23 protein-coding genes are annotated in these 20,397 nt (G+C 35.4%); 10 read left to right on the top strand and 13 right to left on the bottom strand.

Annotated elements, in window-relative coordinates; all coding sequences use genetic code 11:
* The first annotated feature begins 132 nt into the window (after positions 1–132).
* Positions 133–690: a TetR/AcrR family transcriptional regulator gene (locus OCL94_RS07055; protein WP_262995937.1), complete on the top strand. Its 558-nt coding sequence runs from the start codon at positions 133–135 to the stop codon at positions 688–690.
* Positions 687–2,177 (top strand): MFS transporter, encoded by a 1,491-nt coding sequence (locus OCL94_RS07050; protein ID WP_262995935.1) that lies wholly within the window; start codon positions 687–689, stop codon positions 2,175–2,177. The genes OCL94_RS07055 and OCL94_RS07050 overlap by 4 nt, the downstream gene beginning before the upstream one ends.
* Before the next feature lie 189 nt (positions 2,178–2,366).
* On the opposite strand, the gene OCL94_RS07045 is transcribed toward OCL94_RS07050, so the two are convergent.
* Positions 2,367–3,338 (bottom strand): YeiH family protein, encoded by a 972-nt coding sequence (locus tag OCL94_RS07045; protein WP_262995933.1) that lies wholly within the window; start codon positions 3,336–3,338, stop codon positions 2,367–2,369.
* Complete coding sequence (locus OCL94_RS07040) at positions 3,335–3,898, bottom strand: helix-turn-helix domain-containing protein (protein WP_262995931.1); 564 nt, start codon at positions 3,896–3,898, stop codon at positions 3,335–3,337. The genes OCL94_RS07045 and OCL94_RS07040 overlap by 4 nt, the downstream gene beginning before the upstream one ends.
* 121 nt (positions 3,899–4,019) lie before the next feature.
* On the opposite strand from OCL94_RS07040, the gene OCL94_RS07035 reads away from it, so the two are divergent.
* Both OCL94_RS07035 and OCL94_RS07030 read left to right on the top strand, forming a co-directional pair.
* Positions 4,020–4,604 carry a LysE family translocator gene (locus tag OCL94_RS07035; protein WP_262995929.1) on the top strand — a complete coding sequence of 195 codons (585 nt, stop codon included), beginning with the start codon at positions 4,020–4,022 and terminating at the stop codon, positions 4,602–4,604.
* 61 nt (positions 4,605–4,665) lie between these two features.
* Positions 4,666–5,280 carry a thermonuclease family protein gene (locus OCL94_RS07030; protein ID WP_262995927.1) on the top strand — a complete coding sequence of 205 codons (615 nt, stop codon included), beginning with the start codon at positions 4,666–4,668 and terminating at the stop codon, positions 5,278–5,280.
* Positions 5,281–5,499: 219 nt separating this feature from the next.
* Here the strand turns inward: OCL94_RS07030 and OCL94_RS07025 are convergent, their stop codons facing one another.
* A complete protein-coding gene (locus OCL94_RS07025; RefSeq protein WP_262995925.1) occupies positions 5,500–6,576 on the bottom strand; it encodes a LysM peptidoglycan-binding domain-containing protein in 1,077 nt (358 codons plus the stop codon).
* A 501-nt stretch (positions 6,577–7,077) separates the two neighbouring features.
* Here OCL94_RS07025 and trhA point away from each other — a divergent pair.
* Complete coding sequence (trhA, locus tag OCL94_RS07020; RefSeq protein WP_262995923.1) at positions 7,078–7,746, top strand: PAQR family membrane homeostasis protein TrhA; 669 nt, start codon at positions 7,078–7,080, stop codon at positions 7,744–7,746.
* A gap of 167 nt (positions 7,747–7,913) precedes the next feature.
* Here trhA and OCL94_RS07015 read toward each other — a convergent pair whose 3' ends face one another.
* The gene (locus OCL94_RS07015; protein ID WP_262995921.1) at positions 7,914–8,975 is read right to left on the bottom strand and encodes a TcaA NTF2-like domain-containing protein; all 1,062 of its coding nucleotides are present in this window, start codon (positions 8,973–8,975) and stop codon (positions 7,914–7,916) included.
* A gap of 248 nt (positions 8,976–9,223) precedes the next feature.
* Between OCL94_RS07015 and OCL94_RS07010 the strand changes: the two genes are divergently transcribed.
* Positions 9,224–9,505 (top strand): hypothetical protein, encoded by a 282-nt coding sequence (locus OCL94_RS07010; RefSeq protein WP_262995919.1) that lies wholly within the window; start codon positions 9,224–9,226, stop codon positions 9,503–9,505.
* A gap of 63 nt (positions 9,506–9,568) precedes the next feature.
* On the opposite strand, the gene OCL94_RS07005 is transcribed toward OCL94_RS07010, so the two are convergent.
* The 9 genes from OCL94_RS07005 to OCL94_RS06965 form a co-directional block, all read right to left on the bottom strand.
* On the bottom strand, positions 9,569–10,519 hold the full coding sequence (locus OCL94_RS07005; protein WP_262995917.1) for a cation diffusion facilitator family transporter: 951 nt from the start codon (positions 10,517–10,519) through the stop codon (positions 9,569–9,571).
* Positions 10,520–10,532: 13 nt separating this feature from the next.
* Positions 10,533–10,958: a DUF2231 domain-containing protein gene (locus OCL94_RS07000; RefSeq protein ID WP_262995915.1), complete on the bottom strand. Its 426-nt coding sequence runs from the start codon at positions 10,956–10,958 to the stop codon at positions 10,533–10,535.
* 85 nt (positions 10,959–11,043) lie between these two features.
* Positions 11,044–11,691, bottom strand: a complete 648-nt coding sequence (locus tag OCL94_RS06995; protein ID WP_262995914.1) for a sensor histidine kinase — start codon at positions 11,689–11,691, stop codon at positions 11,044–11,046.
* Complete coding sequence (locus OCL94_RS06990; protein ID WP_262995911.1) at positions 11,583–12,236, bottom strand: hypothetical protein; 654 nt, start codon at positions 12,234–12,236, stop codon at positions 11,583–11,585. Before OCL94_RS06990 ends, OCL94_RS06995 begins: the two co-directional genes overlap by 109 nt.
* Positions 12,223–12,897, bottom strand: coding sequence for a response regulator transcription factor (locus tag OCL94_RS06985; RefSeq protein ID WP_262995909.1), 675 nt, complete (start codon positions 12,895–12,897; stop codon positions 12,223–12,225). The genes OCL94_RS06990 and OCL94_RS06985 overlap by 14 nt, the downstream gene beginning before the upstream one ends.
* Positions 12,898–12,906: 9 nt before the next feature.
* Positions 12,907–13,404: a DinB family protein gene (locus OCL94_RS06980; protein WP_262995907.1), complete on the bottom strand. Its 498-nt coding sequence runs from the start codon at positions 13,402–13,404 to the stop codon at positions 12,907–12,909.
* 117 nt (positions 13,405–13,521) lie between these two features.
* Complete coding sequence (locus OCL94_RS06975; protein ID WP_262995905.1) at positions 13,522–14,460, bottom strand: nucleoside hydrolase; 939 nt, start codon at positions 14,458–14,460, stop codon at positions 13,522–13,524.
* Positions 14,461–14,557: 97 nt separating this feature from the next.
* Entirely contained in the window at positions 14,558–14,809 is a 252-nt protein-coding gene (locus OCL94_RS06970; RefSeq protein ID WP_262995903.1) for a hypothetical protein, read from the bottom strand.
* Positions 14,810–14,883: 74 nt separating this feature from the next.
* The gene (locus OCL94_RS06965) at positions 14,884–16,002 is read right to left on the bottom strand and encodes a hypothetical protein (RefSeq protein WP_262995901.1); all 1,119 of its coding nucleotides are present in this window, start codon (positions 16,000–16,002) and stop codon (positions 14,884–14,886) included.
* Between the two features lie 255 nt (positions 16,003–16,257).
* Between OCL94_RS06965 and OCL94_RS06960 the strand changes: the two genes are divergently transcribed.
* The 4 genes from OCL94_RS06960 (at position 16,258) to OCL94_RS06945 (ending at position 20,330) form a co-directional block, all read left to right on the top strand.
* Positions 16,258–17,139: a 3-hydroxyacyl-CoA dehydrogenase gene (locus OCL94_RS06960; RefSeq protein WP_317618548.1), complete on the top strand. Its 882-nt coding sequence runs from the start codon at positions 16,258–16,260 to the stop codon at positions 17,137–17,139.
* A 457-nt stretch (positions 17,140–17,596) separates the two neighbouring features.
* Positions 17,597–19,456, top strand: a complete 1,860-nt coding sequence (gene nrdD, locus OCL94_RS06955; RefSeq protein WP_262995898.1) for an anaerobic ribonucleoside-triphosphate reductase — start codon at positions 17,597–17,599, stop codon at positions 19,454–19,456.
* Positions 19,453–19,938 carry an anaerobic ribonucleoside-triphosphate reductase activating protein gene (gene nrdG / locus OCL94_RS06950; RefSeq protein WP_262995897.1) on the top strand — a complete coding sequence of 162 codons (486 nt, stop codon included), beginning with the start codon at positions 19,453–19,455 and terminating at the stop codon, positions 19,936–19,938. The genes nrdD and nrdG overlap by 4 nt, the downstream gene beginning before the upstream one ends.
* A gap of 92 nt (positions 19,939–20,030) precedes the next feature.
* A complete protein-coding gene (locus tag OCL94_RS06945) occupies positions 20,031–20,330 on the top strand; it encodes a DUF2316 family protein (RefSeq protein ID WP_262995895.1) in 300 nt (99 codons plus the stop codon).
* Positions 20,331–20,397: the final 67 nt, after the last annotated feature.

Raw genomic sequence — 20,397 nt, 5'->3', positions numbered from 1 at the left:
TATAGGCGAGACATAGCCGTTTCACAACTATAGACCCATCAAAATAAAGATTGTGTCTTGTATATTTGTTACACAAGGTATATAATCGTACAGTAAACGGAACACTCTCCGTTTAATAGAAAGGAGATATAGATGAGACAAGATGCGAAAGAAAATTACATCATGATTAAACAACATGCTGCAAAGTTATTTGCAACGCATGGTGTTGAACACGTAAGTATGCAGCAAATCGCCAAATCATTAAATATTGGTCCGGGGACATTGTATCGTCATTTTGCTGATAAAGGGGTATTATGCTTTCACTTGCTGGAAGACGATTTCAACCAATTATTTGATGATTTCGACGATATATTAGCAACAGAACAATCTAATTACGATAAACTTGATAAAATGTTAAATGCTTTGCTGAAATTCAAATATGATAATGAAGCTTTACATTTATGTATCGAACAACACGAGATGAAATATTTATTCAAAGCAACATCGCACTATAAAAAACTCTATCAATCATTTGAAGTACTGTTCAAAGAACACCCTAACGCTGTATTCATTACTGACATGCTACTTAATGCATTAACAACTCGTAGCTTTCAGCATCAAATTTATTATCGTAAAAATTCATTAATACACTTTAAAGACAATTTATTAAAATTATATGGACCACTTACAAAAAATATTATGAAAGGATGAATAAATTGAATTCATTGAAATATAAAACGTTACGCTCATGGGAAATATTCATTTTATCTGTAATAACTATTTTCGGGATAGGCTCCCAATACTTTACGAATATATCTTATAGTCTTAACCAAGGATTAATTCAATCAACTTTTGATTTAGATTCTAAATATTTAATTATACCTGCAGTTTTAACTAACTTCGCATTTGCATTCGGCATTCCATTCGGACATATTTTTACACATCGTCTCAGTTTCAAGAAAAATTATATTTTATTTACTGCTATATTTTTAATCGCTTCAATATTTTGCGCATCTACAAATAACATCTATATACTTACAATTGGTAAAACAATACAAGGTTTAAGTACGGGCGTTTTATTTTTCACTACATTACCCCAAGCTTATCATGTCTTTCCTGCTAAATATAAAAATGTCTTTTTATTTATGGTCATCGTTGGCTTATTTGGTGCTAACGCATTAGGTGGTGTTTCCGGGAGTTACTCTATTGAAACTGAAGAATGGCGATGGCTATACTATGTAAATATTGCTTCTGCAATATTGTGTATACTCATTGCATCTGTTGCTTTCAAAGATGATCACCATATTGAAACAAAGCATCATCCATATGATACAAAAGAAGTTGTTGCACTCACTATTTTCGCCGTAATATTAGCAACTTCATGCGCAATTCTACCTATTTATGGTATGAGTAACGCATGGTTCATAACAGGTGCGGTACTTTCTTTAATCTCATTTATTTTATTTGTCATTTTTAATTTAAAATCAGAACACCCTATCGTTCACTTCCATACTTTATATGAGAAAAAACCAATGATCGGTGCGATTATGGCAATTTCATCTCATTTAACACTCGTCATAGCATTAGCTGGTATTAATATTTTTCTTCTAAGAATATTAAGAATGCAGCCACACGATGTTTTATACTTCTATATTTTCTTCCTATTTGGTGTCATTTTATCAGGTGCGATAAAAATGCTAACCTATAGTGCTGTTGGGGCTGGAGTATTAGGTGTAATTGGTTCATCTGCAATTTTATATGTAAGTATTCATTGGAGAATCATAGGTGTTGATGTAAGTAAAGAATCATTATATATACACGCATTTTTATTAGGATTTGGTATTTCGATTACTTTAGTTGGTGGTGCAATGGCCACTTTATTAGATGGACCACTAGATAAAGCGAGCCACCGTTCTAATACGATGCATACTATCAGAAATTATATGGGTGCTATTTTAGTGGCAGCTATTGCCTGGTTTATTAGCCAGGATTTACAGCGACAAATACCTGTTCATGCACATTCTAAAGAAGAAGCAATGAAGATGATGTATCTTGCTGCGATCAATACTGTGCATCATGTCTTTCATATCATGATCGCCTTTAACATTATTATGCTTATCGCATCTATCATTCAAATGACGCTCGGAAAAGGACGCAGAATTGTTGCGAAGAAAGTTAAAATTATTGATTCAAAATGATATATCATTAAAAAAATAATCAAAGCCGAACAAAGACAATTCATTTACTAAATTATCTTTGTTCGGCTTTTGTTTTACCGTTATCAATCCAAAATTTATATTACTCCGCCTTTTTATCGCTGCGTAAACACATCGCAACCATCCCTACAATAAATGATAATATTACTTTCTTAATCATCTGCATCACTCCTACCAAATATTCAATATCCACTGCATCATTAAACTTGTCACAGCCACTACACACCAGACGCTCGCACCGAGCAATACAGGTTTCATACCAATCGCCAGAAATTTCTTAATATCTACCGACAAACCAATACCTGCCATTGCGATACTAATCATCAATGTCGATATAATCTTAATATACCCCACAATCGCCTCTGGTAAATTCATCGCTGTAGCAATAACACTCGCAATAAAGAAATATAATATAAACCAGGGAAACACTTTCTTGAATCGAAACTCCGTTTGTTGTTTACGTCTCATTTGCAGAGCGACAAGCAATAAACAAACCGGGATAATCATCAGCGCTCTTACTAGTTTCACAATCGTCGCCGTATCTCCAGCTGATTCTGAATAAGCATAACCCGCTGCGACAACACTACTCGTATCATTAATTGCAGTCCCCGCAAAGTGTCCAAATCCAACATCACTCAGTCCAATCGAATGACCGAGCACCGGAAACAAAAACACTGCAATAATATTAAACAGAAAGATTGTAGATAATGAAAACGCAATTTCATCATCTTTCGCATCAATAATCGGACTTGCTGCTGCAATCGCTGATCCACCACATATCGCTGTCCCCACGCCTATCAATGTTCTTATATTCTCACTAATATTCAATAATTTCCCGAGCAATACACTCGATAACAATGCTGCAGTAATCGTAATCAATGTAATCGGAAGTGACGACATGCCCATTGCTGCTACAATGCGTAAGTTTAGCGTAAATCCCATCACAATAATCGCGTATTGTAATACTTTCTTCGATGCATACTTAATACCTGGCTGAAATGTATTTGATACACGCGTTGTATTATTGATGATAATCCCTAAAATAATACTGAATATAATGCCTCCGATAATCGGAATAAAATGACCCAAAATCGTCGCAATACACGCAATACCTATACATAAGAGGATACCGTAGCGTTTCATAGCATTTGCTCCGGATAATAAATCGTCATTGTCCCTTTCACTATACCATCACCAATATTGGAATACACATGTGGCACATCTGCATCAAAACGAATCGCCATATCCTGTTCAATTTGATAGTCTTCATTTTGAACTTTCAAATTGAGCATCCCTTGATAAATCATAATATATTCTTCTGTTCCTGCCTGGTGCGCTTCAGCGGAAAAGACCCCACCCGGATCAATCTCAAACTGATACATTTCAAACTGATGACCACTTTCGAAAGGATAATACGGATAAATACGATAACGCCCGTCATCCCCGGTCATTTCCATTAACTCTGTTTTTTTCTTAATATCAATTTTTTGATCCGGAGATTTAATCAATGCCGAAAAGCTAATCTTTAATCCATTCGCAATCTTCCACACCGTTGTAATCGACGGTATAGAATCACCACGTTCTATTTGAGAAAGCATCGTTTTTGAAACACCTGTACGACGTGACACATTATCTAACGTTAAACCATTATCTTTACGATATAACTTCAAGTTATATGCAACAATATCATGAATTTCTTTCACAACTTTCACCTTCTTTTATTTATTTTTCTCTATTTACATTATAACGAACAGAATGTACAATATAAAGAAAATACGTTATAAAGGACATCATTCCTTTATACTAGAAAAGAGGAAAAGTACGATGCATTTACTGAATTTAGTTGTTTACGCTATTATTGCAAGTTTTACACCTGGTCCAAATAATTTAATGTCACTATACTTTGCGACGCAATCTGGTTTTAAGAAGACATTACGTTTCGTATCCGGCGTTGGTCTTGGTTTCTTAATATTACTCTCTATCTCCGCATTTTTAAATTCGACTTTAGCGAGTTATTTCCCGAAAGTTGAATTACTTATGAAAATAATCGGTGCACTTTATATGTTGTACTTAGCATATAAGATGGTCGCACCTGCGAAAAAGAATGCAAAATCAATTAATAATGAATGGAATAATACGAAAACAGGTATGTTTCTACAATTCGTAAATCCTAAAGGTGTGCTTTATTCGATTACGATTATGGGCACATTTGTTACACCATATTATCATGCATTCCCAATCATCTTTAGTTTAATCCTGCTCACAACTTTCATTGCCTTTTTAGGGACATTAACGTGGAGTATATTCGGTAGTGTCTTGAAAGCCTGGATTAGCGAACATGAACGTGCATTTAATATTACGATGGCATTATTACTCGTTTATACTGCAATTTCAATATTCTTCTCTTAATTTGAAACAGAACGTATGTTTGTGTATAATAGAAGAATCTTTCAATAAATGAGGTTTTAATTTGATATTATCAGCACTTGCATTAACATTAAACTTTACGCTGTTCCAATCGGACATGCCTAAAGTGAAAGCGACATTCGATCATGCGATTGATGGCGATACGCTTTCGATTAAAGTAAACAATCGTAAAAAGACCGTCCGTCTATTACTCGTAGATACACCCGAGTCGAAGAAACCAAATACGCCTGTTCAACCGTATGCGATTGAAGCCGCACGGTATACAGAATCACTTGTGAAAACTTGCGATATGAGTATTCAGTATGATACTAAAGGTAAGAAAGATCGTTATGGTCGTGAATTAGTCTATTTATATTGTGGTGACACGATGATTAACGAAGCGCTTGTGCGTCAAGGTTATGCCCGCGTTGGTTATATTTATCAACAAAAAGATCATTTAAACGAACTACTCGCCGCTCAAAAGAAAGCGAAACAGCAAGGTTTGAAAATATGGTCGATTAAAGGATATGTTAATACAGACGGTGAAGGATTCAACAGTACGGCGCAGCAACGTCAAGATGAAACAGATATTGGCGTTCAAATACGTGAAGCATTACACCGTATTTTAGACGCTGCAATTGACGGCTTAATTAAAGGTATTAAGAATATCTTTAATTAGCAATATATAAAAAACCCCGCTAAAATCACAAATGATTTTAGCGGGGTTTTAAGGATTTTCTCCAGTTTTCTCGTGACTGAACACTTTGTCGGCAGCCTCTTGAAACGGCGCCTCCAAAGCAGTCACTTATAAAACTTCAAAAATCCACAGAAATCAAAGAACGATTTCTTGTGGATTTTCTCCAGTTTTCTCGTGACTGAACGCTTTGTCGGCAGCCTCTTAGTGAATAAATTGATATCTGCTCATTTGAGCATATGTTAATGTACGGTAACCTACTACACCTGCTGGCGTTAAGTAGTTCGTTTCAGAAACTAAGATTGTACCATCTGGATTAACACGTTCTACGAATGCAACGTGGCCGTATGGTCCATCTGTTGTAGTAGCAATAGAACCAACTGTTGGTGTTCTGTCTACTGTATAACCATCATTACGTGCTCCATTTGCCCAGTTATATGCATGCCACCAATACGTAGAAATATTCTTACCAATTGAAGCACGTCGATTAAATACGTACCATGTACATTGCCCGTAATCATATAAATTTGAATGATAGAATATCGGTGTTTGTGCTGTTTGTGGCACTACCGCTACTTTTGCAGGCGTTGTGTTAACCGTTTTAACCGGTGTGCTTACTGTTGCAGTTGACCCACCACTAACAATTAAACGTTGGTTAGAATAAATAACATTTGAAGTTAAGTTATTCCAAGTTTTAATGTTTTGCACTGTCACGCCGTATTGATTCGCAATCTTCGCTAAATAATCGCCAGGACGAACAACATATGTTTTTACATTTGATATTGTCGTCGCTTGTGGCGCTCTGCTCACTTGTGTATTCGTACTTGTGTTTGTTGTAGTTGTCTTAACAGGCGTAACTGTCCCACTAATTTTCAACTTTTGATTAGGGAAAATTAAATAACTTGATAAATTATTTAATTTCATTAATTGTGTCATGCTCATTTTATATTTCGTTGCAATAGAATATACACTTTCACCCGGTTGTACCGTATGTGTCGCACTAGTAGTTGTTGTTACCGGTTTACGATAGACGTTTGTTGAAGCTGGTTTTTTTACTGTTGTTGGTGTACCTGATACTTTTAAAGTTTGATAAGGAAAAATCAAATTTGATGATAAGCGATTTAACGACTTTAACTGATCAATTGTAGTATTATATTTGTTGGCGATTAACCATAATGATTCACCAGGTTGAACTGTATGCTCGGCAGCTTCTGCTTGATATGAATAAGCAGCCATGGCAGCTGATGCAGTTGTTGCCGCGAATATTAATTTTTTCTTCAAATCCTGTTCCTCCTATACTTACTTTTTCAATACATTTATTATTGCATATTTTATGTGTTATAGATATTACAGTTTCCTTTCAATTACTTAAACTACCATACGTAAATATTTTTATTCGTAATACGAACAGCTCAATTAATAATCCCTCGCAACATTAATATTATCAACAGTTCCAGGTGTTCGGGGGTAAAAGTTCAAAATTAATTACTTAAGTTGTATTCGACAAATAATTTCATAATCTTAATAAAAATATGTTCATCAAAATTCCAACATATTCGTTGTCATACCAACATTTGAAACCGCTTTATTTTCACGTGCTACAGCATAATTGTTTATTCAAGTTTTCATTTGTAATGATTCTGTAACAATTCTGAGTTACTTATACAATTTTCTGATTAATGTTGTGTGCAATTGGGATTTTAGTTAGGAAACAACTGCGTAAAAATTTTAAATTTGGTGTTCTGTGTTAAAATAGAAGTACTTCATATAAGGGATGATGACATGAAACCAAAATCACCACAATATAATTTCAGGGATATAAAAGAATTAAAATTGGGCGAAGAAGTTGGAAATTCCGTCTCTCACGGTATACCTGCATTGCTAATTTTATTCACATTACCGTATTTTTCGATAAAAACATTCATGGCACATGGGACGACATTTGCATTTGGGATTAGTATATTCTTAATCAGTATCTTATTAATGTTCTTGTCCTCTGCTATCTATCATTTAATGCCACCTAAATCGATCCATAAATATGTAATGCGTATTATTGACCATGCGATGATCTATATCGCGATTGCTGGAACTTATACACCAATTGCATTAAGTTTAGTGGGAGGTACTTTGGGCTGGGGAATTATGATTGTAGAGTGGTTAATTACAATCGGTGGGATTGTATATAAATCAACTGCCAAAAATGTTAATCCGAAGATAAGTTTAGCGATTTATTTAATAATGGGTTGGCTAGGAGTCATTCTTTTTCCTTCATTAGTTACGAAAGCATCATGGTTATTTATCTCATTTATTGTTCTCGGTGGCATTATGTATAGTGTCGGCGCATGGTTTTATGCACAAAAACACCGCCATTATTTCCATATGATTTGGCATTTTTTTATATTAGCTGGAGCAGGTTGTCATTTCATTGCGCTGCTGTATTTTATTAAATAATAAAACATGGGACGGATGTATTTGAAATTTTAATCACAAATACATTCGTCCCATGTTTTTTCGGCACATTCGATGTAATTTACTGCTCATTTTTGCACGAAGCTCAACAGGCTGGTACAAGAATACTCAAATAACACCAATCATTTGCGCATTCCAGACTATCTCGCTTACTCCGCTACGATACTTCCGTTCTGCACATACACTTTGTATGTTTGTAATAGCTCTTTCGTACGAATATCAATGGCTTTTACATTATAATACTTGCCTCCTAAATCTTCCTGAATATCCGTACCATTAATCGGCTCTGCACCTAATATCGCAATATCTTTATTTGGATAACGCACTTCAACTTGATTACGATACTGATCAGTCGTCAGTTGAACGGCCTGCTGCAAATTCGACACTGCAACACCACTTGCTTGTTGATCCTGCAACTGATACGCCGCTTTAATAGTACATGTCACACACCCATTATATGTTGCATTCGGCATTTCACCTGACGCAACAAGCGTATTATACGCATTTAACAATTGCGCATCACTCACACCCTCACAACTTGATGCAAATCGCGTTTGTATACATGTCGTTGCGTCTCCTTGTGCCTGTTGCTTTTGAGGCGCTGTATTTGGTATTTGATTTACTTCCGTGCTTCCTTGATTTACATCAAATATCGCTTGATCATTAAAGTCATAAAGCTCCATTTTCTTAGTTGCTTTATTATACATAAAGTCAAACACTGTAACGACACGCTTTTGTTGCCCATTCGTTGCATCTGATGACATCACACGCGTCACAATCGCATGCGCCACATCACCTTTTACATCGATACGATCAATACTTTTAGATATAATTTTGTAATGATCAAAATTGCCTGTCGGTAATGTTGATTGTATATATTGTGCTGCTTTAGAATCTGCTTTAATATACTGACGGATTGCTTCGTAATTTCTCGTATTAAAAGCATCAGGCATTGCTGTTAAATAATCATTTAAAGCTTGTTGTGTTAATTGCTTTAAATCAGGTTTACTTTCATCTTTCGCATCTGACTTTTTCGCTTTCGCTTTACTTTCTTTACTTTCAGTCGATTTTTCTTTCGTTTCGTCAGACTTCAGTTTCGTAGATGTTTCAGATTTCGCTGCTTCTGTTTCTTGTTTCTTCTCTGCGTTGTTACTACACGCTGCAAGTACAAACGACAATAATAATGCGAGCATAATTTTAGTGATGCGCATATTAAACACCTCTCATCAATTTATTTACTATTATATTACCATATAAGATTAAGGCATCCTAAAAAAGTCTATACTTCAAATATTATATTCAGCTTCTCGTAAGATGAACGATTGTAAATCACACCATAAAATACTAAACAATATATTTTATTTCAAAATTTAATTGCTATAAATTAATGTAATTTATTTATGTATTATTCTGATAATTTACATGTTATATTAAATTTACTAAGAAAGGAGGGGCTATTTTGAATGCGTTAGGTACATATGAAATCTTTGACCGCTTCAATCATCAATGGCGCTGTACAATTTATCAAAACGAGCAATATCATGAAGCCCCTTCATTTATGCGATTACGTTGTAGAGCTTTAAATTATGATCGAATTATGGAAACAAATAACGACGAATTAACACTTTTACGTCTATTGCGTTATATTTCTCGTTATTTAGATGAACTTCAATTCGTCAGCCATAACGCTTATAAATTAGCCGACGTATCGCCTATACCGAAAGATCAATCATTATATTGAAAAAAGAAAAAGCGCCGGGATATCAGTTAATGATCAACTGATATCCCGGCGCTTATTAATATATTATTGTTTAATATCTTCAAAATATTGATTATCTGGATTATTCTTTTCTAAATGCTCAATTTGTAACGTTGAATGTTTCAAATTATATTTATCTGCTAATAATTTAGATAATTCGTTAATCACTTGATAGTTTCTATCATCTGTAGATGGTTCAACTACAACGTGTGCTGTAATTGATGGATGATCTGTCGTAATCGACCATAAATGAAATTCATGAACATCGACAACAGCTGGGTGCTGTTTCATACTATGAATAATTTCATCTGTATCTAAACCTTCAGGTACGCTTTCCATTAAGATACCCCAAGTGTTTTTACAAATTTTATAACCGCCACGTAAAATGATAAACGAGATAATAATACTTAATATCGGGTCAATTAGTGTCCAATGTGTAAAGTAAATAATGACTACGGCAACAATTACACCAACTGAGTTTAATAAATCGCCAAAGAAATGCCATAATGCACTTTGTACGTTAATATTGTCTTCACCTTTTAACGAGCGTGCTAATATAATTGTTAAAATAATATTAACGATTAATCCAATCGTTGAAATGATTAGCATTAACTTAACGTCTACTGTTTGTGGATGCAATATACGCATAACACCTTCGTACGTAATTCCCAACGCGATGATAATTAAAGCTATACCATTTAACAGTGCTGCAAGTATTTCTAAGCGTAAGTAACCAAATGTATGTTTAGCAGTCGGTGCTTTCGCTGCAAAGTATATCGCAAGCATCGATAAACCTAACGCAAGCACGTCACTCATCATATGCATTGAATCTGATAATAATGCTAATGAGTTTGATAATATTCCTCCGACGATTTCAACAATTGTGAAGAATAATGTAATGTACAATGATGCCCATAATGTACGTTTAGATCCTTGTTGTTGTTTTAAATGTTCTACGTGGTGAAAGTATGTTGGACTCTCTAATTGTTTTCTCATCGTAATCTTCCTTTTAATGATTTAATATTTTTGCATTTTCATAAACAATTTGACCACCTAAGTGACCTGTGTATGCTAATAACCCACTACCAATGATTGCGATAACGATTACTGCGATGTAAAGTACTTTCTGATAACGTGTTGTGAAATGTGTAATACACTTTAATGCAACGGCAATTCCAAACATAATCATCGCGTTACGGGCCATATCTTCATGTTGGTGAACCATGTTCTCAATATCTCCGAAGTGCATTTCAGCAAATCGTTCTCCACTATCTCCCGTTAAGAATGCAACGACTCCGCTGACAAATCCTAAAGCAAGTAAGATAGTTCCTGCAAGATTTAACTGCTTTCTATATTTCAATGATAATAATTCGAATAAAGTTCCTACAAGTAATAAGGCGATTGGAAAGTGAACGATTAATGGATGTAATGGCATAATGATAATTCCTCCTGTTTTCTGCTGTTTTTTCTATACACATAAAATAACAGGTGAAACTGACATCAAACTGACATTCTGTAATTTATTTAAAAGTAATAATAAACTTTAAACCTTTGTCATTCTTCACTTTGACATCTGCATGATGATAATCCATTATTTCTTTAAATAGCGCGAGCCCAATACCTGAACCTTCTTTAGACGTATTCCCCCTATAAAACCTTTCAAACAGATGGGATAAATCTTCTGATTGTACACCTGGTCCATTATCACTAAATATCAATTTGTGTTCATTTAACTGAATATTGATTATAGGTTGTTCTACGTATTTAACTGCATTTTCAAACAGTATTGATACTGCTTGCTTCAGCGCTACTGCATTCCCTTTTATTTGAATATGCGTTGCAATATCACTCGTAACTGTGAGTTGATGCGTCTTTTGAAAGTGTTGAATGCGTTCAGTTACTAATGATGATAAATCGACATCTTCCATCACCATATCTTTTTCAAGACGCGTTAACGATAAAAGATCATTAATTAATGCATTCATATGATTTAATTCACTTTTAATATCTCCTAACATTTCCTGTCCTACATCCGATAGTTTATCACCATCAAACTGTTCTATAACTTCAGTTCCTGCTTTAACAACCGCAATCGGCGTTTTGAGTTCGTGTGATGCGTCCTGAACGAATTGTTTTTGACGTTGTACGGCATATTCCAGTGGTGCCATCGTTTTTTAGAAAAGAAATGCGTCATGAGTAGTATAAGAAATATATAAATGACCGTTAGTCCGATTAATACATTTTTAAGTTGAGAGAGTCCGTGATAACTTTCAGTCGTTTCTAACACAGTGTAAATAAACACTGTCTTATCGTTATAAAGTTTTACTTGCTTACTGGATACGTAATAGTGTCCATCTTGAATGTTCATATAATGATGTAAATATTCTTTGTTGCGTTTGATCTTTGTATTAATGTGCTGAACAAGATTCTGATTGAACTCAGGTTGTTTAATGATGCGATTATTGTCTGTAATATAATAAATTTGATGACTGGATTCCTGTGAATCATTGTTCAAGTTCAAATGCACACCATCCTTTTGCTGGATGAAATGCTCTTTATACTCTGTTGATAAAATATGGTCAGATTTTAGTTTCAGTTGATACTGAATGCTTGAAGCTGTACTGATATACGTAATGATTGAGAAAGTAACAAGTAATAGAAAAATTCCAGCCGCGAATAAAAGATACAATCGAATTTGTTTATGATTCATCATTCGTCAGTGTATACCCCATGTTTCTTATCGCTTTTATTTTATATGGTGCAATGGATGTCCCTAGCTTTTGACGGAGGCGTTTAATCAGTGTTTCTACATTGTTATCACTCACTACTTCATCAATTGACCACACTTTATCAAGTATTATATCTTTTGAAACAATGCCTTGATATTCCATTACCAACACGAGTAACGTATATTCTTTATTGGTCAGACTGACATCGGTATCATTGATACTAACTTTTTTCTTTGCTGTATCAATCGCAATCGGACCTACTTTAAGGATATTTGTCGATTGACCCACAGTTCTGCGGTGCAATGCATTCATTCTAATCATCAGCTCATCAAATTCAAATGGTTTCACGATATAATCGTCAGCACCCGTTTCAAATCCTGAAATCTTATCGTCCAGCTCACCTTTAGCAGTCATCATAATGACTGGAGTCATCATACGTTTCGCGCGAATTTGCTTTAAAATATCGATTCCTTGAATATCAGGTAACATCCAGTCCAATAGAATCATATCGTACCGATTCGTTAATGCGTAATCTACGGCATCTGAACCACCATCCAACCATGTGACGACGTGATTTTGTTTCGTAAGTAGCAGGCGCATCATTTTGCCTAATCGTAAATCATCCTCTATTAATAGTACTTGCATATAGACCTCCTAGCTTGCAGCAACAAGTTGATACATCGTCTTCATTTGACCTAAATGCAGCGTCATGTGATTAGCAGCATATTCAATCTCATCATGCTTTTTCTCGATTTCCTTTCTTTCGCACATCCCACCTAATAAACGTTTCGTTTGATCTTTAAGCAGTGATTTCAACGTGTCGAAAGGTGGAATTTGCTCATCGAAATCATCCGGGCTTGTGCCTGATTTAAAGTATTTCGCGAAAGTCTCGATTTGTGGGTCAATGTTATTATTTGATAAGCGGTATTCGTTTTCGACAAGAATATGGCCGACCATCCAGTAAATATTGTTAGGTAAGCCTTTAATAATTGTCTTTGCTTCCGCTTCGGTAATCGGTGTAATTAATTCGATAATTTGTTGCTCATGGTGAACATATTCCTCACCAACTGTACCACGTACACGATCATCTACGCCAAGTACTGTCAGCATATCGTTAGTCTTTGCCTGTTGCTTTTTAAATAATTTAAACATAATAGTTCTCCTAAAGTTGTGATTTGGGTTTACGAAATTGGGGATACTCCAATTTCGGTTTGGATTTTGCTCGCGAAATTGGGGATACTCCAATTTCGCATCAAACATCTTTATAACTTATTTCACTTTCTTAGCAAGTTCTGTAATATAGTTGAAGAATCCGTCATGATCGACATCATACACGACATTAACAGGACGGCCATTCTCCATTTCATACGTTCTGCCTTGGCTTGGTCCATGTGTGTACACACCTGATAATACTTCTTTAGATTTAACAAGCTCAGGATTCCCAACAGAAGCTGTCGTTAATACATCCCATAAGAAATAAGTCGAATTCGTAATGAAATGCACTAAAGGCGGAACAATGGCATAACTCACCCCTAAGAAATCTACACCTGGATATTGACGTTCATTCGCCCACATTTGTCGAATTGCTGGTGTTAACGGGACTTGATTTGTACTTTCCAGCGCTACCATATCAATCTTAATATCCGCATCAAACACAACACCGACAGCTTCCGGATCCCAATATGCATTCCATTCTGCTGTTCCATCATGTTCTGGTTCATGCACATTGCCGTCTGGTAAATATGTGCCACCCATCCACACGAGCTTTTCAATTTTTTCTGTAATCTTAGGCTCAACCTTTAACGCTTCTGCTAAATCTGATAAAGGTCCTGTAAATAATAACGTTGTCTTTCCTTTTTCATTCATTACTGCATTGATCAAATGTTGATGCGCTGGAATATCTGATAACGGCGCATCAATCGCACCTTTTTCGTTAAGAATAGGAAGGGCATCCATAAAGAATGCATGCATTCTCCAATCTTTCGGAAAAGGATTCTTCCCACGAATGATTGACTTTGCCGTTTCTAATTTACCGTCACCGAATCGGTCGATAATCTTACGTGATGCATACGTCGCCGGTTCGATATAACAATCGGCATCAATGACACTTACACCTGTTAGTTTCACATTATCCATTTGTAATAATAAAAATAGAGAAATTAAATCATCCACGCCACCATCATGGTTAAAATACACATTTGTTTTCATAAAAATAAGACTCCAATCTTTTGATTTGTTCTCCTCATTATATGAGCAACAAGAAGCGTTTATCAATAGATTGAAATCTTATTAAAGAAACTATATATTATCCAAAATATAAAACTGCAAATAATACTAGTAATACGAAATCAAATATATGGCGGAACATATTCTCGCGCCATGCATTGCGGTCTAAACTATCTAACAGTCCAAGTACAAGTAACGCTGCAAATAAACATACGATAAGCATATTGAAATTCATATCTGTCAGTAATCGAATAATGATCATAATGACAACAGCAATATTCAATATATTATAAATCCGACCCCAAATAGTTGTTTCTCCAGTTCTATTCAAATTGTTCACCTCTAAATATAAGTTACGTTACACTATATCATCAATAGAATAACGTCACTAGTAAAATGCTTTTACTACTTATTTTTAAGTTTTGCGACATGCGCGATATTTTTATTTTTGCCACGCTTTTTAGATTTACGTTTAATTTGTACCGGCTTTCTCTTAGGTAGTGTGTTTAATACTAAATCTTTTACTTCACCGCTTTTATGACCATTTAATGTCCATAATCTCGCCGTTAATAATGCATCTGCAATTAAACCTCTTAGCGTATCATAAGATGCAATCTTCATGAAGCCGTTCACTTCAACATTTTCGATATGCAATACGATTTGATCTGGTGTTTCATTCGCGCGTAATCCGAACAGGATTGTATCAATAATCAGTTGTTCTGTATCTGTCCCTTTAAAATCTTCTAATAGTGCGTTCGACAAATATTCAGCTAACGCGTTGATTTCTGGTGTACGTTCAATATAGAATCTTTCGGTATATAACTGATACGTCTCATAATCCGGAATATAATAATCTTTATTAAACGTTAACTTTTTCAAATCAAGTTGAACCGGTGTCAATTCAATGTGTTTCACACTACCATCTTTAATTAATGGTGCATATTCTGGCATTGCAGCAATCAATTCATCACGAATTGCGTCTTCCGTCATTGTGATATTGAAATATTTTTCTTTTAACAATGCTAAATGCTTCAAGCTAACGAAACCGTATAAGTTCAATGCACTGCGATAGAAATGGATTGTATCAATCTCCTGCTTAAATGAAGGATGTTCTTTTTTATATGCTTTGAAATGCGCTTTAACATCTTTCGGAATAAATAGAAACTCAGTTCCTTCAGCATAGAATAGAAATACTTCATCCGGAATATCACGGTGGAATACAATATAATTGTCATCTTGTTCCGTTAATTCATCTATCGCGACTTTGAAATTACTATCATACGTTTCAAAAGTTGCTTTTAATATATCGAAGTTCTCAAAGTATGCATCTGTAATTAAAGTAACTAAATCTTCTTTATTTTTAGATGAAAAACCTTTAATCTCCAGATTACGACAAATATTCTTTAATTCATCTTTCGACAAACCTGATAAATACCAATCTAATGTGTAATCATGATAATGTTTCGCTGCGTGTTGTTTCTTCTCTTCTTGTTCTTTCACATCGATATTTAATTCATTCGTCATATATGTGCTTCCTCCGTGGCTCAATTATTCCTTAATACAATTCACGATTGTACGCCCAGCGCTTAATTTACATTGATACTATTTTACCAATTATTAAGTGAAATTTAAACTTTACATACTTATTTATCAATAAAACATGGCTGTACACGATATTAATATTGTCACAATTAGCATATTACATCATTTTAAGACCGGTGTATAATGAAATTGAAAGCAACATACTGCACTTTATTAATTGAAAGAGGAGTGATTGTTATGAAGAACGTGAGTATTATTGGTGGTGGCGTATTAGGTAGTCAAATCGCATTTCAATGCGCTTTCTTTGACTGTAACGTCATCATGTATGCACGCAGTGAAGCATCCGTTAAACGTATGCAGGAGAAATTAGCTAAGCTTGTACCGATTTACGGAGCTTATTTCAACAATCCAGAAAAAGCACAAACTGCACATGATGCAATTCAAATTTCGATGGATTTGAACACAGTGTTAAATGATAGTGATGTCATGATTGAATCAATCGCTGAGAATTTAGAGGCAAAACAAGCACTCTATTCAAGTATCCAAGGTATCGCTCCAGAGAAAACGATATTCTTAACCAACTCTTCAACAATGATGCCAAGTACATTCCGTAACTTTACAGATAGACCTGATCGTTTCTTAGCGTTACACTTTGCAAATTCTATCTGGCAAAATAATATTGCTGAAGTGATGAGTCATGATTCGACCGATCCAAAGTACAATCAAATTGTGATGGATTTCGCGAAACAGATAAATATGGTACCGATACTTGTTAAGAAGGAACAACCGGGTTATATATTAAATTCTTTACTCGTACCGTTATTACAATCTGCAGAGCTATTATATGCAAATGGCGTTGGTGATGTTGAAACAATTGATAGAACATGGATGATTGCAACAGGTGCACCACTTGGTCCATTTGCAATGCTTGATGTGATTGGTTTAACGACAGCATATAATATTTCATTACAAGCTGCACAAGTTAACCCGAAATTAAAAGTTGTATCAGATATGTTAAAAGAATACATCGATGCAGGTAAATTAGGCGTTGCAACAGGTGAAGGATTTTATCAATATCCAGACCCACGTTATAAAGCGTCAGACTTTTTAAAAGGATAATAAATTTGAATAAGATTATGGGTGAGCTGCAAAGGATGTTTGTGGCTCACCCACTCCTGTTTTTAACCTCGAGTGAGCTGCAAACCACATTTCCGGCTCACCCACTTGTGTTTTTAACCTCGAGTGAGCTGCAAACCATATTTCCGGCTCACCCACTTGTGTTTTTAACCTCGAGTGAGCTGCAAACCACATTTCCGGCTCACCCACTCCTGTTTTTAACCTCGAGTGAGCTGCAAACCACATTTCCGGCTCACCCACTCCTGTTTTTAACCTCGAGTGAGCTGCAAACCATATTTCCGGCTCACCCACTTGTGTTTTTTCTCACACCTAACTGCCGCCATTCCCCATTCCTTCGTCGTATTTATGACATCTTTATTAACAGACCGATTCTCACATGACAAACACTATATATAGTATTATCATTTAACCAAAACACAATATATAGTAGGTGAAAGAAATGGTTACACAAACAGATGATTTAAAAGTTCGTTTACAACACTTAATAAATAAATCACCGGAAGTCATTCATGAGAATGCCAATAAAGATGCGAATGTATTCAATACGTTACGCGATTTAACTGCTGGTACTGTCGCGAAATCGATTGGATTAGAAATGTTACCTGAACATATTCGTAACGCACATCTTGAAGGCGATATTCACTTTCATGATTTAGACTATCATCCATATATGCCAATGACCAACTGTTGCTTAATCGATATACCAAACATGCTTAGTAATGGTTTTAAAATTGGAAATGCTAATGTTGATAGCCCTAAATCTATACAAACAGCCGCAGCTCAAATCGCTCAAATTATTGCAAATGTTGCAAGTAGCCAGTATGGTGGGTGTTCTGTAGACCGCATCGATGAAGTATTAAGTCCATATGCTTTACTCAATGAAAAGAAACATCGTGCCATCGCCCTTCAGTATATCGAACCCGCAAGAAGAGATGCCTATGTAGAACAAATGACAGAGAAGGATATAAAAGATGCAATTCAATCACTCGAATATGAAATAAATACATTATATACAAGTAATGGCCAAACACCTTTCGTCACATTTGGCTTCGGCTTAGGAACAGATCATTATAGCGTGATGATTCAACGTGCGATATTGAATACCCGTATACAAGGTTTAGGTGTAGATGGTGCAACAGCTATATTTCCGAAACTCGTATTCAGTTTAAAAGACGGCATAAATTTAAAGCCGACCGACCCGAATTATGATATTAAACAACTGGCATTGCAATGTGCTACTAAACGAATGTACCCAGACGTCTTAAACTACCACGCATTGAAAGATATGATTGGTGATTTTAAAGCGCCAATGGGGTGTCGTAGTTTCTTAAATGCATATCAGGAAGATGGACAGTACATCAATAATGGCCGCTTCAATTTAGGTGTAGTGACACTGAACTTACCACGCATCGCACTTATGAGTCATTCACCCGAAACATTTATGACTGAACTTAAACAAAGGCTTCATTTACTTCGAGATGCGTGCTTATTTAGAATAAATCGACTTAAAGAAGCGCTACCACAAAATGCCCCAATTCTATATCAACATGGCGCATTCGGCCGACATCTGAAGGCAGATGAAGATGTTTCTATTCTATTTACTGGGCGACGCAGTACAATCAGCATGGGTTATATCGGTTTATATGAAGTGGGTGCTGCTTTATTCAGTGAAGATTGGGAAACGAATGAAGACGCAAAGCGCTTCATCCTCAATATATTAAAAACGTTAAAAGATTATGCAGATCGATTAACAACACAATACGATATCCAGTTTAGTGTGTATGGTACACCGAGTGAGTCTCTTACCGATCGTTTTTGTCGCCTTGATTTTGAGCGCTTTGGCTCGGTCGATAACGTAACAGATAAAGGATACTATACGAACTCATTTCATTATGATATTCGTAAATCGATTACACCATTCGAAAAAATTGACTTCGAAAAAGAATTTGCACGTTATTCAACAGGAGGCTTTATTCATTATTGTGAATATCCTTCACTCCAGCATAATCCTGAAGCTTTAGAAGCCGTATGGGATTACGCTTATACGCGAGTCGGCTATTTAGGAACAAATACGCCGATTGATCAATGTTATGCATGTGGCTTCTCCGGAGAATTTACATCAACAGCATCAGGATACGTTTGTCCGAAATGTGGTAATAATAATCCTGAAACATCAGATGTGGTAAAACGTACGTGTGGGTATCTCGGCCAACCACTGAAACGTCCAATGGTAAAAGGACGTCAAATCGAAATTGCAACGCGCGTAAAACATATGACTTCAAGAGATGATTTACTATGAATTACGAAGGACAAGGTCGCATTGCGAAAGTCATGAATTGCGTAGTTACAGATGGGACAGGTATGCGTGTCAGCGTTTACGTTTCAGGCTGTCAATTTCACTGTCCTGGTTGCTTTAACGCAAGTATTTGGTCTTTTAATAATGGAACATTATATACAGAGCAGCAACTAGAGAACATCCTTGCTTTAATCGATAAGCCATATATTAGTGGGTTATCGATATTAGGCGGAGAGCCATTGCAAAATTTAGCTGTCATCCGACCATTAATAACAACGTTCAGACAACGCTTCGGCACTACGAAAGATATATGGGTGTGGTCTGGTTATATGAAAGAATACATTGAACATACACCGGAACTTTCATTTATTCTCAATAATATCGATGTATTAGTAGACGGTCCATTTGTACAAAGTTTATACAAACCGGATTTGAAATTTCGGGGGTCAATCAATCAAAGAATTCATTATTTAAGTCATATTTAAATATGAACATTTTATCACATTAAAGTAAAAAAGGTTGTAATTTGCATAGAAACGTTTATAATTACTTTCTACACATAGAAAGAAGGTTGATTATGTCATTATCAATTGAAGAACGTCAAATTACAAGTAAAGAATTATATAATCATTTAAAAGATGCGGCTTTATCTATTGAAACAATCGCTACACGATTTAATTTAACAATTCAGGATATTATAGCAATATTAGATATGGATAATACTCAGATGGTTACACCTGTACCAATGAATGAATTTATACATTTAGTATGGGATGTACGAGATTATATCAATGATGAATTACGTACTAACGGCCTTACGCCGAAAGAATACAGTTATTTAAAAGGCATGAAGACTGATTATTGGTTCTTACAATAATCCAGCATATTAAACGTCCCCCTATAGTGTGTGATGCACACTATAGGGGGACGTTGTTTATGAACGC

This window comes from Macrococcus capreoli (assembly GCF_025628935.1).
In the GTDB taxonomy this organism is placed as follows: domain Bacteria; phylum Bacillota; class Bacilli; order Staphylococcales; family Staphylococcaceae; genus Macrococcoides; species Macrococcoides capreoli.
Note: the sequence above shows the minus strand (reverse complement) of the source record. Positions and strands in the feature narration are given on the sequence as shown.

Bases quoted from the DNA above. Each gene is read 5' to 3' on its own strand.
- OCL94_RS07050 (WP_262995935.1), top strand. From the start codon at position 687: ATGAATAAATTGAATTCATTGAAATATAAAACGTTACGCTCATGGGAA.
- OCL94_RS07015 (WP_262995921.1), bottom strand. From the start codon at position 8,975: ATGCGCATCACTAAAATTATGCTCGCATTATTATTGTCGTTTGTACTT.
- OCL94_RS07005 (WP_262995917.1), bottom strand. From the start codon at position 10,519: ATGAGAAAACAATTAGAGAGTCCAACATACTTTCACCACGTAGAACAT.
- OCL94_RS06990 (WP_262995911.1), bottom strand. From the start codon at position 12,236: ATGATGAATCATAAACAAATTCGATTGTATCTTTTATTCGCGGCTGGA.
- OCL94_RS06945 (WP_262995895.1), top strand. From the start codon at position 20,031: ATGTCATTATCAATTGAAGAACGTCAAATTACAAGTAAAGAATTATAT.
- nrdG (WP_262995897.1), top strand. From the start codon at position 19,453: ATGAATTACGAAGGACAAGGTCGCATTGCGAAAGTCATGAATTGCGTA.
- OCL94_RS06980 (WP_262995907.1), bottom strand. From the start codon at position 13,404: ATGTTTAAATTATTTAAAAAGCAACAGGCAAAGACTAACGATATGCTG.
- nrdD (WP_262995898.1), top strand. From the start codon at position 17,597: ATGGTTACACAAACAGATGATTTAAAAGTTCGTTTACAACACTTAATA.
- OCL94_RS06960 (WP_317618548.1), top strand. From the start codon at position 16,258: ATGAAGAACGTGAGTATTATTGGTGGTGGCGTATTAGGTAGTCAAATC.
- OCL94_RS06985 (WP_262995909.1), bottom strand. From the start codon at position 12,897: ATGCAAGTACTATTAATAGAGGATGATTTACGATTAGGCAAAATGATG.
- OCL94_RS07035 (WP_262995929.1), top strand. From the start codon at position 4,020: ATGCATTTACTGAATTTAGTTGTTTACGCTATTATTGCAAGTTTTACA.
- OCL94_RS07045 (WP_262995933.1), bottom strand. From the start codon at position 3,338: ATGAAACGCTACGGTATCCTCTTATGTATAGGTATTGCGTGTATTGCG.
- OCL94_RS06965 (WP_262995901.1), bottom strand. From the start codon at position 16,002: ATGACGAATGAATTAAATATCGATGTGAAAGAACAAGAAGAGAAGAAA.
- OCL94_RS07055 (WP_262995937.1), top strand. From the start codon at position 133: ATGAGACAAGATGCGAAAGAAAATTACATCATGATTAAACAACATGCT.
- OCL94_RS06995 (WP_262995914.1), bottom strand. From the start codon at position 11,691: ATGGCACCACTGGAATATGCCGTACAACGTCAAAAACAATTCGTTCAG.
- trhA (WP_262995923.1), top strand. From the start codon at position 7,078: ATGAAACCAAAATCACCACAATATAATTTCAGGGATATAAAAGAATTA.
- OCL94_RS06975 (WP_262995905.1), bottom strand. From the start codon at position 14,460: ATGAAAACAAATGTGTATTTTAACCATGATGGTGGCGTGGATGATTTA.
- OCL94_RS07000 (WP_262995915.1), bottom strand. From the start codon at position 10,958: ATGCCATTACATCCATTAATCGTTCACTTTCCAATCGCCTTATTACTT.